At 61.8% G+C, this 13574-nt stretch carries 11 protein-coding genes; 5 read left to right on the top strand and 6 right to left on the bottom strand.

Features of this window, described 5'->3' with window-relative positions; all coding sequences use genetic code 11:
- Nucleotides 1-69 precede the first annotated feature (69 nt).
- The 6 genes from ACIQUH_RS05085 to ACIQUH_RS05060 all read right to left on the bottom strand — a co-directional run bounded on the left by ACIQUH_RS05085 (nt 70) and on the right by ACIQUH_RS05060 (nt 7099).
- Nucleotides 70-840, bottom strand: a complete 771-nt coding sequence (locus ACIQUH_RS05085; RefSeq protein WP_400812931.1) for an enoyl-CoA hydratase-related protein — start codon at nt 838-840, stop codon at nt 70-72.
- Nucleotides 830-1756 (bottom strand): hydroxymethylglutaryl-CoA lyase, encoded by a 927-nt coding sequence (locus ACIQUH_RS05080; protein WP_400812930.1) that lies wholly within the window; start codon nt 1754-1756, stop codon nt 830-832. Before ACIQUH_RS05080 ends, ACIQUH_RS05085 begins: the two co-directional genes overlap by 11 nt.
- A 1-nt stretch (nt 1757) precedes the next feature.
- The gene (locus tag ACIQUH_RS05075; RefSeq protein ID WP_400812929.1) at nt 1758-3755 is read right to left on the bottom strand and encodes an acetyl-CoA carboxylase biotin carboxylase subunit; all 1998 of its coding nucleotides are present in this window, start codon (nt 3753-3755) and stop codon (nt 1758-1760) included.
- A 7-nt stretch (nt 3756-3762) separates the two neighbouring features.
- Complete coding sequence (locus tag ACIQUH_RS05070) at nt 3763-5364, bottom strand: carboxyl transferase domain-containing protein (protein WP_400812928.1); 1602 nt, start codon at nt 5362-5364, stop codon at nt 3763-3765.
- Between the two features lie 8 nt (nt 5365-5372).
- The gene (locus ACIQUH_RS05065; RefSeq protein ID WP_400812927.1) at nt 5373-6545 is read right to left on the bottom strand and encodes an isovaleryl-CoA dehydrogenase; all 1173 of its coding nucleotides are present in this window, start codon (nt 6543-6545) and stop codon (nt 5373-5375) included.
- Between the two features lie 80 nt (nt 6546-6625).
- Nucleotides 6626-7099, bottom strand: a complete 474-nt coding sequence (locus tag ACIQUH_RS05060; protein ID WP_035221263.1) for an Lrp/AsnC family transcriptional regulator — start codon at nt 7097-7099, stop codon at nt 6626-6628.
- 232 nt (nt 7100-7331) lie between these two features.
- Between ACIQUH_RS05060 and ACIQUH_RS05055 the strand changes: the two genes are divergently transcribed.
- From ACIQUH_RS05055 to ACIQUH_RS05035, 5 genes are all read left to right on the top strand, one after another.
- Nucleotides 7332-8447 (top strand): acetyl-CoA C-acyltransferase, encoded by a 1116-nt coding sequence (locus tag ACIQUH_RS05055; protein WP_400813016.1) that lies wholly within the window; start codon nt 7332-7334, stop codon nt 8445-8447.
- 12 nt (nt 8448-8459) lie between these two features.
- Nucleotides 8460-9587 carry an acyl-CoA dehydrogenase family protein gene (locus ACIQUH_RS05050; RefSeq protein WP_400812926.1) on the top strand — a complete coding sequence of 376 codons (1128 nt, stop codon included), beginning with the start codon at nt 8460-8462 and terminating at the stop codon, nt 9585-9587.
- Between the two features lie 199 nt (nt 9588-9786).
- Nucleotides 9787-11025: a 3-methyl-2-oxobutanoate dehydrogenase (2-methylpropanoyl-transferring) subunit alpha gene (locus tag ACIQUH_RS05045; RefSeq protein ID WP_400812925.1), complete on the top strand. Its 1239-nt coding sequence runs from the start codon at nt 9787-9789 to the stop codon at nt 11023-11025.
- Between the two features lie 3 nt (nt 11026-11028).
- Entirely contained in the window at nt 11029-12042 is a 1014-nt protein-coding gene (locus tag ACIQUH_RS05040) for an alpha-ketoacid dehydrogenase subunit beta (RefSeq protein WP_400812924.1), read from the top strand.
- Between the two features lie 2 nt (nt 12043-12044).
- Nucleotides 12045-13322, top strand: coding sequence for a dihydrolipoamide acetyltransferase family protein (locus ACIQUH_RS05035; RefSeq protein ID WP_400812923.1), 1278 nt, complete (start codon nt 12045-12047; stop codon nt 13320-13322).
- Nucleotides 13323-13574 lie beyond the last annotated feature (252 nt).

Raw genomic sequence — 13574 nt, 5'->3', positions numbered from 1 at the left:
TTCGGGATTATATCGATTGACCCCAGGACGACTTCCGGGAAAACCGGTGCCGGACAGGAATGGCGGCGATCATTCCACCCAGAGCGGCTTCCTTTTTTCGGCAAAGGCCAATCGCCCCTCCCGTGCCTCCTTGCCGCTGCCAATCGTGGCGATGACGCCCTCGGCAAAGGCGAGCCGGTCGGTGGATGGCATGTCGCGCATCTTCAGCAAAGCCGCCTTTCCCGCCGCGATGGCGCCCGGCGCATTCTGCCGCAGCCGGGCGAGAGTATTCTCGATCACGTCATCGAGTTCGGCCGACGGGACGGCTCGATTGACGAGGCCGAAACGCCCGGCTTCCACGGCACTCACCGGCTGGCCGAGATAGGCCATTTCCTGAAGTCGGGTCAGTGGCATTTTCGCCAGAAGTTTCGCCGCCACCATGGCCGGGAAAAGTCCGACGCGGACTTCCGGCAGGCCGAATTCGGCGTGATCGGCGGCATAGGCGAGATCACAGGCGGCGACGAGGCCCATTCCGCCGGCGAGAACCCGGCCATTGATGCGGGCGATGACGGGCTTGTCGCAGTCCTCGATGGCGCGCATCACATCGGCGACAGGGTTGGTTCCGTTCCGTGAGAGAAACATGCCGCCAGCGCTTTCCTTGAGATCCGCCCCGGAACAGAAGCTGCGATCCCCCGCGGCCGTTATCACCACCGCGCGCAGGCCGCTATCGCCGGATGCCGTGCGGATGGCCTTCGTCAGGGCATCCGTCATCGCGGCATTCAGGGCATTGTGAACCTCCGGCCGGTTGAGCGTCAGCCAGAGAACGTCGTTGCGTCTTTCGCTCAGCAGCTCATCCGCCATGCACGTCACCCTCCTGTTTTGTGGCAAGCAGCGCTTTCCCCGCGCGGGCCGCATTCGGTCTGCCGAGATGCCGGCTGATCCAGTCTCCGGTCTTCGCCACGGCCATCAGATCGACACCGGTTTCGATGCCAAGCCCCTGCAGCAGATAGATAACGTCTTCCGTTGCGACATTGCCGCTGGCGCCCGGCGCGAAGGGGCAGCCGCCCAGCCCGGCGACGGAACTGTCAAAGACGGAGATACCTTCCTCCAGCGAGGCGAGCACATTGGCAACGCCCTGCCCATAGGTATCGTGGAAATGCATGGCGATTTTTTCACGCGGAATATGAGCCGACACCCGCTTGATGAGATTGCGAATCTGGCCGGCCGTGCCGACGCCGATCGTATCGCCGAGCGAAATTTCGTAACAGCCAAGCGCGATCAGCGCCTCGGCCATGGCTGTCACCTCAGCGGGTGCGACCGCGCCGTCATAGGGGCAGCCGGCAATGCAGGAGACGTAACCGCGCACAAGGATGTTCCGGCCGGCCGCGGCTGACGCGACATCGTGCAGGCGCTGAAGGCTTTCGGCGCGTGAGCAGCCGATATTGTGCTGGCTGAAACCTTCGGATGCGGACACGAAAACGGCAATTTCCGTGACGCCGGCTTCAAGGGCGGTCTCGAAACCTTTCATATTGGGAACGAGCACCGGATAGGCCGTGCCGGATCGCCGTTCGAGGCCCTGAAACACTTGCCTCGAACCTGCCATCTGCGGCACTTTTTTGGGGGAGACGAAAGCCCCCGCTTCGACCGCTGCCAATCCGGCTGCGGCCAGCCGTTCGATCAGCTCGATCTTGATGGCGGTTGGGACCTCGCTGCTTTCGTTCTGCAGTCCGTCACGCGCACCCACTTCGACGATTTTTACCGCTCTTGGCCAACGCATCTCAGCCACCCTCCGGCTCGAAATCCACCAGCACAGCACCGGCTGCGACCATGTCGCCTTCGGCGCAATTGACGGCCGTGACGGTGCCTTTCGCCGGCGCGCGGATCGTGTGTTCCATTTTCATCGCTTCCATCACCACAAGCGCCTCGCCGGCTTCAACCGCAGCGCCATCGCGGCTGAGCAAAGCCCGGATAATGCCGGGCATGGGCGCTTCCAGGCCGCCGGGGTGGGTGGAGGAATCCTCGATGTCGACGGGGTCCGGCTGGCTGATGCGATAATGCGCGCCATTGAGGAAAAGCACGTAGCCGCCCTCTTCTGCAAAGAAATAGCCTTGCCTTTTCCTGTCTTCCACGCTCGCACGGAATTGGCCGTCATCCGAGAGATCGCCGCGGACGCTGATCGTCCGTCCGTCGATCTCCAGTGAAAAACCGTCCGCCGCATGCGTGACGCCGACGTCAAGCGGCTGGTTCTCAAGAACGAAATACAGCGTTTCCCGCGCCGGTGCGTTGAGGCGGAAGGCGGCTGCCGTGTTCCATGGGCTATAGGGATCGGCCTTTGGCCATGAACCTGCCTTTCCGTTTTTCTGCCGCGACAGAAGCAGGCCCAGTGCGGCCATGGCTATCTCGTTCCCGCCCATCGGGACCGGGGCAAAAAGCGTGGCGTCGTTGCGGGCTATGAAGCCTGTGTCGAGATCGGCATTCGCGAAAGCGTCCAATCCCACAAGCCGCGTCAGAAAGGCGGCATTGCTGGTGACGCCGCTGATCGCCAGTTTCTCCAGCGCCAGCCGCAGACGCCGCACGGCGGAGGGACGGTCACGATCCCAGACGATCAGCTTGGCGATCATCGGATCGTAATGCACGGTGATGGCGTCGCCGGCGCGGATGCCGCTGTCTATCCGAAGGTGAGAACCTTCATCCGGGAAAACGAGATGGCTGACCGTGCCGATCGATGGCAAAAAATCATGGGCCGGGTCTTCGGCGTAAATCCGCGCCTCGATGGCGTGGCCGTTCATGGTGAGATCGGCCCAGTCTTCCGGCAGGGCCTCGCCATTCGCGACGCGGATCTGCCATTCGACCAGATCGAGGCCGGTAATATATTCCGTCACCGGATGTTCGACCTGAAGCCTCGTATTCATTTCCATGAAATAGAAGTCGCCGGAAGGGTCGAACAGGAACTCCACCGTTCCCGCGCCGCGATAATCGATAGCGCGGGCGGCAGCGATGGCCGCTTCATACATGCGTTGCTGCAAGGCGTCGGGCAGACCGGGGGCAGGGGCCTCCTCTATGACTTTCTGGTGCCGGCGCTGGATCGAGCAGTCGCGTTCGAAAAGCGAAACGCAATTGCCCTGGCCATCGGCAAAGACCTGCACTTCCACATGGCGCGGACGTTCGAGGTATTTTTCGATCAGCATGCGGTCATTGCCAAAAGCGGCCAAGGCTTCGCGTTTGGCGCCGGCAAGCTCTGTCGAAAATTCACGTTTTTTCCGCACGACGCGCATCCCCTTGCCGCCGCCGCCGGCGGAAGCCTTCAGCAGCACCGGATAACCGATCTTGTCCGCCTCATTCGCCAGCCGCTTTTCGGACTGTTCGTCGCCGTGATAGCCCGGCACGATGGGAACACCCGCTTTCGCCATCAATGCCTTCGCTTCGCTTTTTCCGCCCATGGCGCGGATCGCTTGCGGTGGCGGGCCGATGAAAACGAGGCCGGCCGCAGCGCAGGCCTCGGCAAAAGCAGCATTTTCGGAGAGAAAGCCATAGCCGGGATGGATGGCCTCTGCGCCGCTTGCCTTGGCGGCAGCGATGATCTTTTCGCCATCGAGATAGGAGGCGCGCGCCGGTGCCGGGCCGATGGCGATGGCTTCATCGGCCAGCGCCACATGCATGGCGTCGCGGTCGGCATCCGAATAGACCGCGACGGTACGGATGCCCATCTGGGTGGCGGTGCGGATGATGCGGCAGGCGATTTCGCCCCTGTTGGCGATCAGTATTTTCGAGAACATCGTCGCCTCACATCCTGAACAGGCCAAAACGGGTGGGTTCTACCGGCGCATTGAGCGCGGCGGAAAGCCCGAGGCCGAGCACCAGGCGAGTATCCTTCGGGTCGATGATGCCATCGTCCCACAACCGCGCGCTGGCATAATAGGGATGGCCCTCCCGCTCGTATTTTTCGCGGATCGGCTGTTTAAAGGCCTCTTCGCCTTCCTTCGACCAGTGACGGCCGTCGGCCTCGATGCCGTCGCGGCGGATTTGCGCCAGCACGGAAGCCGCCTGTTCACCGCCCATCACGGAAATGCGGGCATTGGGCCACATCCATAAAAAGCGTGGGGAATAGGCGCGGCCGCACATGCCATAATTGCCGGCGCCGAAGGAGCCACCGATGATGACGGTGAATTTCGGCACTTTGGCCGATGCGACAGCGGTGACGAGCTTGGCGCCATCCTTGGCGATGCCACCCGCCTCATAGGCCTTGCCGACCATGAAGCCGGTGATGTTTTGCAGGAAGACCAGGGGAATGCCGCGCTGGCAGCAGAGCTCGATGAAATGCGCGCCTTTGAGCGCCGATTCCGAAAACAGGATGCCGTTATTGGCGATGATGCCGACAGGATAACCGTGGATATGGGCAAAACCGCAGACCAGCGTCGTGCCGTAAAGCGCCTTGAACTCATCGAATTCGGAACCATCCACCAGACGGGCGATGATCTCCCGCACCTCGAAGGGTTTGCGCGTATCGGCGGGAACGATGCCGTACAGTTCTTCTGCCGGATAAAGCGGCTCAGCAGGTTCGCGAATATCCAGCTCCACCTGTTTGCGGCGGTTGAGGGTGGAGACGATCCGCCGGGTCAGTGCCAGCGCGTGGCGGTCGTCCCGGGCGTAATGATCGGTGACGCCGGATTGCCGGGAATGCACATCCGCGCCGCCGAGATCCTCCGCGCTTACCACCTCGCCGGTCGCGGCCTTCACCAGCGGCGGGCCACCGAGAAAGATCGTGCCCTGATTTTTGACGATGACGGACTGGTCGCTCATGGCTGGCACATAGGCCCCGCCCGCCGTGCAGCTTCCCATCACGACGGCGATCTGGGCGATGCCCTGCGCCGACATATTGGCCTGATTATAAAAGATGCGGCCGAAATGATCGCGGTCCGGAAACACCTCATCCTGATTGGGCAGGTTCGCGCCGCCGGAATCCACGAGGTAGATGCAGGGCAGGCGGTTCTCCGTGGCGATCTCCTGCGCGCGCAGATGTTTCTTCACCGTCAGCGGATAATAGGTGCCGCCTTTCACCGTCGCATCATTGGCGACGATCACGCATTCGCGGCCCGCGACCCGGCCGATGCCGGTGACGATGCCGGCGGCCGGAACGGGTTCGTCATAGACCTCATAGGCCGCGAATTGCGATAATTCGAGAAACGCGCTGCCGGGATCGAGAAGCGCCTCGATGCGGTCGCGCGCCAGCAATTTGCCGCGGGAAAGATGCCGCTCGCGGGCCTTGTCGCCGCCGCCTCTGGAGATTTTTTCGACGTGCTGACGCAGGTCGTCCACGAGACCCGACATGAAATCGACATTGGCGTTGAAGGCGGGATCGCGGTTCAGGCTGGATGTTAGCTTCATCGCATTCCTCACCCGTTGCCTTTGACCAATTCGCGGCCGATCAGCATCCGGCGGATTTCGCTGGTGCCGGCCCCGATTTCATAGAGTTTGGCATCGCGCAGCAGCCGTCCGGCCGGGCTTTCATTGACGTAGCCTGAGCCGCCGAGAAGCTGGATCGCGTCCAGTGCAACCTGCGTGGCGCGCTCGGCGGCGAACAGGATCGCGCCCGCCGCATCCTGCCTTGTGATGCGGCCGTTGTCGCAGGCCCGGGCCACGGCGTAAACATAGGCGCGGGATGCATTCATGGCCGAATAAATATCGGCGAGCTTGCCCTGCACCAGCTGGAATTCGCCGATCGGCTTGCCGAATTGCTTGCGCTCGCGGGCATAGGGCAGCACCAGATCGATAGCGGCCTGCATGATGCCAACAGGGCCGGCGGAGAGCACGGCGCGCTCGTAATCCAGCCCGCTCATCAGCACCGTCACGCCGTCGTTCAGGCGTCCGAGGATGTTTTCCTCCGGCACCTCGCAATCCTCGAATACCAGTTCCGACGTGGGGGAGCCGCGCATGCCGAGCTTGTCGAGTTTCTGGGCCGGGCGAAACCCCTTGAAGCCTTTCTCGATCAGAAAAGCGGTGATGCCGCGCGGGCCGGCGGACATATCCGTCTTGGCGTAGACCACCAGCGTATCGGCCTCGTGGCCATTGGTGATCCACATTTTCGCGCCGTTCAGCACGTAGCGGTCGCCCTTGCGCTCCGCCTTCAGCCGCATCGAGACGACATCCGATCCGGCTTCCGTCTCGCTCATGGCGAGTGAACCGACATGTTCGCCGGAGACCAATTTCGGCAGATATCTGTGCTTCTGCTCTTGCGTTCCCCAGCGGTGGATTTGGTTGATGCAGAGGTTGGAATGGGCGCCATAAGAAAGGCCGATGGAAGCGGAAGCCCGGCTTATTTCCTCCATCGCCACGCAATGGGCGAGATAACCCATGTCAGCACCGCCGAACTCTTCCGAAACGGTGATGCCGTGCAGGCCGAGCTGGCCCATTTCCGGCCAGAGCCTGCGCGGGAAGCGGTCTTCGCGGTCGATCTCCGCCGCCAGCGGCGCAATTTTATCATCTGCGAATGCACTGGCGCTGTCGCGCAATGCTGCGATTTCCGGGCCGAGGTCGGCATCGAAAATAGCGGCGAGGTTCAAACTCATCGCGTCTCCTCCTCCGGACGGCCCTTGCCGCCGTCCCTTTTGTCAGCAGCCGGCACCTCCTCCGTGCTGGCAAGCCTGATTTATGGCGCGTCACCTCCGGTGAAGGCGGCGGAACGGCGCACGAATGTCTTGATGGCGAAATTGGACTGGATGCGCGACACACCGGGAACCGTGGTCAGGAAATCCAGTAGCTCCTGATAATGCGGCAGGTCCCGCACCATGGCGTGGATCAGATAGTCGGAACTGCCGCTCGTCTGGTAACCGCCCACGACTTCGGGAATGGAAGCGACATGGTGTTCGAAGGTCGTCAGCGCTTCCTTGATCTGCCGTTCCAGCGTGACGGAGATGAAGACGCCCATATTGCCGAGCAGCCGGTTCTCATCGAACACGGCGGTATAACCGCGAATGATGCCTTCCTCTTCCAGCTTGCGCACCCGGCGCAGCGTCGGTGTGAAGGAAAGGCCGATCCGGGCCGCGAGATCGCGCCAGCTCACCCGCCCGTCATCGCCGAGCACATGCAGAATCTTCCGGTCGAAACTGTCGAGCTCAATCATGGATCATTTGCTCTATGATATGACTATTTGTTGGATCAAAGATATCGCCAATCAAAAAACTGTCAATCAAAATAGCTTTGAAATGAATTCGAGATAGTGATAGCGTTCACATCAGTCGCGGTCTGGAGGAGATGGCGGCTTTGGTCGCTCTCTCAAGCGGGAGGGCGATCAAAGGGAGGTGAATTTGGCTGTGCATGACCCTGTCGTGATCGTCGGGGCCGCCCGTACTGCTATGGGTGGGTTCCAGGGCGAATTCAAATCGGTTGCCGCGCCCGATCTCGGAGCGACGGCGATCCGTGCGGCCGTCGAACGCGCTGCGGTTCCAGTTTCCGACATTGACGATGTGCTGATGGGCTGTGTGCTCACCGCCGGGCAGGGGCAGGCTCCGGCCAGGCAGGCGGCGATTGCCGCCGGAATTCCCGACACGATCGGTGCGACGACCATCAACAAGATGTGCGGTTCCGGCATGAAGGCGATCATGCTGGCGCATGACCAGATTGCAGCGGGAAGCTCTTCCGTCGTAATTGCGGGCGGCATGGAAAGCATGAGCAATGCGCCCTATCTGCTGGACCGCGCCCGCAACGGTTATCGTCTCGGCCACGGCAAGCTTACCGATCACATGTTTCTCGATGGCCTTGAGGACGCCTATGATAAGGGCCGGCTGATGGGTAGCTTTGCGGAAGATTGTGCTGAAGCTTACCAGTTCACACGCGCCATGCAGGATGATTATGCGCTGACCTCGCTGGAACGGGCGCGACGCGCCATATCAGAAGGGGCCTTCGAGGCGGAAATCGCGTCTGTTGGCGATGTTGCCGTGGACGAGCAGCCGGGCAAGGCAAAGCCGGAAAAAATCTCGCAGCTGAAACCCGCTTTCCGCGATGGCGGAACGGTGACGGCGGCCAATTCCAGCTCGATTTCCGATGGTGCGGCCGCTCTTGTTCTCATGCGCAGATCGGAAGCGGAAAGGCGGGGCCTGTCGCCGCTGGCAAGCATTATCGGTCAGGCCTCCCATGCGGATGCACCCGCCGGATATCCGACGGCTCCCATCGGCGCGATGAAAAAGCTGTTCGATAAGAGCGGCTGGGCGGCAAACGGTGTCGATCTGTTCGAAATCAACGAGGCTTTTGCGGTCGTAGCCATGGCGGCGATGCGCGATCTCGATTTGCCGCATGAGAAGGTGAACGTGCATGGCGGCGCCTGCGCGCTTGGCCATCCGATCGGCGCTTCCGGCGCGAGGATCGTCGTCACCTTGCTGGCCGCCCTGCAGCGCCACGGTCTAAAGCGCGGCGTGGCTGCCGTCTGTATCGGCGGCGGTGAAGCAACCGCGCTCGGCATCGAGCGGCATTGAGGGGAGGCGGCGATGATCCTGAATGAAGCCCAGCAGCAGATCAGGGACATGGCCCGCGATTTCGCCCGCGAGCGGCTCGCCCCAGGTGCCGCCGCGCGTGATCGGGAAAGCCGGTTCCCGAAGGAAGAATTGAAGGAAATGGGCGAGCTCGGTTTCCTCGGCATGCTGGTCTCCGAGGATTATGGCGGATCGGAAACCGGCACCGTCGCCTATGCTCTGGCGCTCGAGGAAATCGCCGCCGGTGACGGTGCCTGTTCCACCATCATGAGCGTGCATAATTCGGTCGGCTGCGTGCCGATCCTCAAATTCGGGACCGAGGAGCAGAAGCAGCGCTTCCTGCCGAAACTCGCTTCCGGCGAATGGATCGGCGGTTTTGCGCTGACCGAACCGCAGGCCGGCTCCGATGCCTCCAATCTGAAAACCCGGGCGCGGCGGGATGGCGACCGTTATATTCTCGACGGCGCGAAGCAGTTCATCACATCGGGCAAGAATGGCGATGTCGTCATCGTCTTTGCCGTTACCGATGCGGCGGCGGGCAAGAAGGGCATTACCGCCTTCATCGTGCCGACGGATATGCCGGGTTACGAGGTCATAAGGGTTGAGGAAAAACTCGGCCTGCATTCGTCCGATACCTGCCAGATCGCCTTCACCGATATGGCTGTTCCGGCCGAATTGCGGCTGGGTGAAGAGGGGCAGGGGTATCGCATCGCGCTTGCCAATCTGGAAGGCGGCCGCATCGGTATCGCCGCGCAGGCCGTCGGCATGGCGCAGGCCGCCTTCGAGGCGGCGCGGGATTATGCCCGTGAACGCAAGGCTTTCGGACAGGCGATTTTCGAACATCAGGCGGTGGCGTTTCGGCTGGCGGATATGGCGACGCGCATTGAGGCGGCGCGGCAACTGGTGCTGCATGCGGCGGCGCTGAAGGAGGCGGGCGAAGCCTGTCTTTCGGAGGCCTCTATGGCGAAGCTCTTCGCGTCCGAAATGGCCGAACGCGTCTGCTCGGACGCCATCCAGATTCACGGCGGTTACGGCTACATGGCGGATTATCCGGTGGAGCGGATCTATCGCGATGTGCGCATCTGCCAGATTTACGAGGGGACAAGCGATGTCCAGCGCATGGTGATCGCGCGGAACCTTTGAGGGTGTGTTTGGGAAGGCGCACCCGACTTCCCTCATTCCTGTGCTCGTCACAGGAATCCAGCCAGCCCAAGTCCTTGGGCTGAAAAGAGTCTTTCCGCCGCGCGGACGCGCGTCGGCTAGATTCCTGTGACGAGCACAGGAATGAGGTGGTGGGAGCGATGTTTCGTCGTCGAGAGGCGGCGAAAGGAGGAGGAGTAGAATGGATATAACCGAAACGCCACATCTCAGCCTGCATGTTCCGGAACCCGCGGTGCGGCCCGGCGGGGAGCCGGATTTCTCCAATGTGAAGATACCCAAGGCCGGCTCCGTGCCGCGCCCGGAGGTGGACGCCGCACCGGAAAGCATGCGCGATCTCGCCTATTCGATCATTCGCGTCCTCAATCATCAGGGTGAGGCCGTCGGACCGTGGGCCGGGCTGCTTTCGGATGAGGAATTGCTGGTCGGCCTCAAGAACATGATGCGGCTTCGGGCTTTCGATGCCCGCATGCTGATGGCGCAGCGGCAGGGCAAGACCTCCTTCTACATGCAGCATCTGGGCGAAGAGGCTGTCAGTTGTGCCTTCCGCAAGGCGCTTTCCAAAGGCGACATGAATTTCCCGACCTACCGGCAGGCGGGCCTGTTGATCGCCGACGATTACCCGCTCGTCACCATGATGAACCAGATCTATTCCAACGAGCTCGACCCGTTGCATGGGCGGCAATTGCCGGTTCTCTATTCCTCGAAGGAGCATGGCTTCTTCACCGTTTCCGGCAACCTCGCCACGCAATATGTGCAGGCGGTCGGCTGGGCGATGGCCTCGGCCATCAAGGGCGATACGAAGATCGCGGCCGCCTGGATCGGTGATGGCTCGACGGCGGAGTCGGATTTTCACTCGGCGATGGTCTTTGCCTCCACCTATAAGGCTCCGGTCGTTCTCAATATCGTCAATAACCAATGGGCGATTTCCACCTTTCAGGGCATTGCGCGGGGCGGTTCCGGCACATTTGCGGCGCGCGGGCTTGGCTTCGGCATTCCCGCACTCCGGGTCGACGGCAATGATTATCTCGCCGTTTATGCCGTGGCGCGGTGGGCGGTGGAACGGGCGCGCCGCAATCTCGGCCCGACGCTGATCGAATATGTCACCTATCGTGTCGGTGCCCATTCCACCTCTGACGATCCGAGTGCCTATCGCCCCAAGGCGGAATCCGATGCCTGGCCGCTGGGCGACCCGGTTCTGCGATTGAAGAAACATCTCACCCTGCGTGGTGTCTGGTCGGAGGAGCGGCACCGGCAGGCGGAGGCGGAAATCGCCGACGAGGTGTTGGAAGCGCAGCGCGAGGCAGAAAGCCACGGTACACTGCATGAGGGCAAAAAACCGCCGAAAAAGGATATTTTCGAAGGCGTCTACGCCGAGATGCCACCGCATCTCGTCCGCCAGCGCCAGAAGGCAGGGTGGTAAGACATGGCAAGAATGACGATGATTGAAGCCGTTCGCAGCGCCATGGATGTATCCATGGAGCGCAGCGACGATGTCGTGGTGTTCGGTGAGGATGTGGGCTATTTCGGCGGCGTCTTCCGTGCCACGCAGGGGCTGCAGGGAAAATACGGCAAGACCCGCTGTTTCGATGCGCCGATCAGCGAATCCGGCATTGTCGGCACCGCCATCGGCATGGCCGCTTATGGCCTGCGCCCCTGCGTCGAAATCCAGTTCGCCGATTACATGTATCCCGCCTATGACCAAATCACCCAGGAGGCGGCGCGTATCCGCTATCGCTCCAATGGCGATTTCACCTGCCCGATCGTGCTGAGAATGCCAACCGGCGGCGGTATTTTTGGCGGGCAGACGCACAGCCAGAGCCCGGAAGCGCTTTTCACCCATGTCTGCGGACTGAAAGTTGTGGTCCCTTCCAACCCCTATGACGCCAAGGGGCTGCTGATTGCCTCCATCGAAGACCCCGATCCCGTGATGTTTCTGGAACCGAAGCGGCTTTATAACGGCCCCTTCGACGGTCATCACGACCGACCGGTCATGCCCTGGTCCAAACACGAGATGGGCGAGGTGCCGGAAGGGCATTACACCATCCCCATCGGCAAGGCGGAAATCCGCCGTCCCGGCAACGACGTCACCGTCATCGCTTATGGCACCATGGTGCATGTGGCGCTGGCGGCGGCGGAAGAGACGGGTGTGGATGCCGAGATCATCGATCTGCGCAGCCTGCTGCCGCTCGATCTCGATACCATCGTGAAGTCCGTCTCCAAAACCGGCCGCTGTGTGATGGTGCATGAGGCGACGCTCACTTCTGGCTTCGGCGCCGAAGTCGTGTCGCTGGTGCAGGAACATTGTTTCTATCACCTTGAGGCGCCCGTCGTTCGCGTCGCCGGTTGGGATACGCCTTATCCCCATGCGCAGGAATGGGACTATTTTCCGGGACCCGCCCGCGTCGGGCGCGCCCTCGTAGACGTCATGGAGGCCTGATTATGACGGAATATGTTCTTACCATGCCCGATGTCGGTGAAGGTGTGGCGGAAGCCGAATTGGTGGAATGGAACGTCAAGCCGGGCGATATCGTCCATGAGGACATGGTGCTGGCCGCTGTCATGACGGACAAGGCGACGGTGGAAATCCCGTCACCCGTCGCGGGCGTCGTCACCTGGCTCGCCGTGACGGTCGGAAACACCGTGCCGGTGAAAGCGCCGCTGGTTCGCATCGAAACAGATGTCGCCGCCGTTGCCCCCAATGGCAGCGTGCCGGAAGCGGAGGCAGCAACCCGGGTGATGGAAGCGGATGCGCCAGCCGATATGACGGAGACGCCGCCACCCGTTGAAACCCAGCCGGCGGCGCGGCAGGTCGAGGAGGCCCCGCCGGCGCCCGCAGCCGAGCTGCACCACAAACCGCTGGCCTCCCCCGCGGTTCGCCAGCGCGCCGACGATCTCGATATCGATCTCACCAAGGTCAAGGGAACGGGGCCGGACGGCCATATCACCCATGCCGATCTCGATGGTTTTTTAACGGTACGGGGCCGGCCGGAACGCCCCGAGCCGATGACGCCGCGTGACAGCGCCGTCGAGGAAGTGAAGGTGACGGGGCTGCGGCGCAAGATTGCCGAGAAGATGGTGCTGTCCGTCTCGCGCATTCCCCACATCACCTATGTCGAAGAAGTCGACGTGACCGATCTCGAAGATCTGCGCGCGACGATGAACGGCAATCGCCGTTCCGGGCAGCCGAAACTGACGATACTGCCGTTTCTGATGCGCGCGCTGGTGAAAGCCGTGGCCGATCATCCCGGAATGAACGCCACTTTCGATGATGAAAAAGGGGTCGTCAGCCACTATGAGGCGGTCCATGTCGGCATCGCCACGCAGACGCCGGCGGGCCTGACGGTTCCGGTCGTTCGCCATACGGAAACGCTTGGCCTTTGGGACTGTGCGGAGGAAGTCGCGCGTGTCGCGGAAGCCGCCCGCACCGGCACGGCGCATCGGGAAGAACTGATGGGCTCCACCATCACCATCAGTTCGCTGGGGGCTTTGGGCGGTGTTGTTTCGACGCCGATCATCAACCATCCCGAGGTGGCGATCATCGGCGTCAACAAGATCGTGACGCGACCGGTCTGGGATGGCACGCGTTTCGTGCCGCGCAAGATGATGAACCTGTCTTCGAGCTTCGATCATCGGGTCGTCGACGGCTGGGATGCAGCGGTCTTCATTCAGGCCGTCAAGGCGCTCTTGGAAAAGCCGGCGCTGATTTTTATCGAGTGATAGGCCGTTATTATCGATGCGCTTCACACCCTCATCCCTGTGCTTGTCACAGGGATCCAGCCAGCCCAAGTCATTGGGCTGAAAAGAGTCCTCTCGCCGCACAGACGCGCGTCGGCTGGATTCCTGTGACGAGCACAGGAATGAGGGGAAGAACTGTGACACCAGTGTGGTCGATTTTAAGCCGCCGTTTTCGACCTTCACGGAACTGTTTCGCTGTCGGTATAGGCTTGCGTTCGCCATCTTCGGGTATAG

This window comes from Agrobacterium sp. NPDC090283 (genome assembly GCF_044769685.1).
Classification (GTDB): domain Bacteria; phylum Pseudomonadota; class Alphaproteobacteria; order Rhizobiales; family Rhizobiaceae; genus Agrobacterium.
The sequence above is the reverse complement of the archived record's forward strand: the minus strand, read 5'-3'. Positions and strand labels throughout refer to the sequence as shown.

Excerpts from the sequence above, each read along its gene's own strand:
- ACIQUH_RS05085 (WP_400812931.1), bottom strand. The coding sequence starts at position 840 with ATGGCGGATGAGCTGCTGAGCGAAAGACGCAACGACGTTCTCTGGCTG.
- ACIQUH_RS05080 (WP_400812930.1), bottom strand. The coding sequence starts at position 1,756 with ATGCGTTGGCCAAGAGCGGTAAAAATCGTCGAAGTGGGTGCGCGTGAC.
- ACIQUH_RS05075 (WP_400812929.1), bottom strand. The coding sequence starts at position 3,755 with ATGTTCTCGAAAATACTGATCGCCAACAGGGGCGAAATCGCCTGCCGC.
- ACIQUH_RS05070 (WP_400812928.1), bottom strand. The coding sequence starts at position 5,364 with ATGAAGCTAACATCCAGCCTGAACCGCGATCCCGCCTTCAACGCCAAT.
- ACIQUH_RS05065 (WP_400812927.1), bottom strand. The coding sequence starts at position 6,545 with ATGAGTTTGAACCTCGCCGCTATTTTCGATGCCGACCTCGGCCCGGAA.
- ACIQUH_RS05060 (WP_035221263.1), bottom strand. The coding sequence starts at position 7,099 with ATGATTGAGCTCGACAGTTTCGACCGGAAGATTCTGCATGTGCTCGGC.
- ACIQUH_RS05055 (WP_400813016.1), top strand. The coding sequence starts at position 7,332 with ATGGGTGGGTTCCAGGGCGAATTCAAATCGGTTGCCGCGCCCGATCTC.
- ACIQUH_RS05050 (WP_400812926.1), top strand. The coding sequence starts at position 8,460 with ATGATCCTGAATGAAGCCCAGCAGCAGATCAGGGACATGGCCCGCGAT.
- ACIQUH_RS05045 (WP_400812925.1), top strand. The coding sequence starts at position 9,787 with ATGGATATAACCGAAACGCCACATCTCAGCCTGCATGTTCCGGAACCC.
- ACIQUH_RS05040 (WP_400812924.1), top strand. The coding sequence starts at position 11,029 with ATGGCAAGAATGACGATGATTGAAGCCGTTCGCAGCGCCATGGATGTA.
- ACIQUH_RS05035 (WP_400812923.1), top strand. The coding sequence starts at position 12,045 with ATGACGGAATATGTTCTTACCATGCCCGATGTCGGTGAAGGTGTGGCG.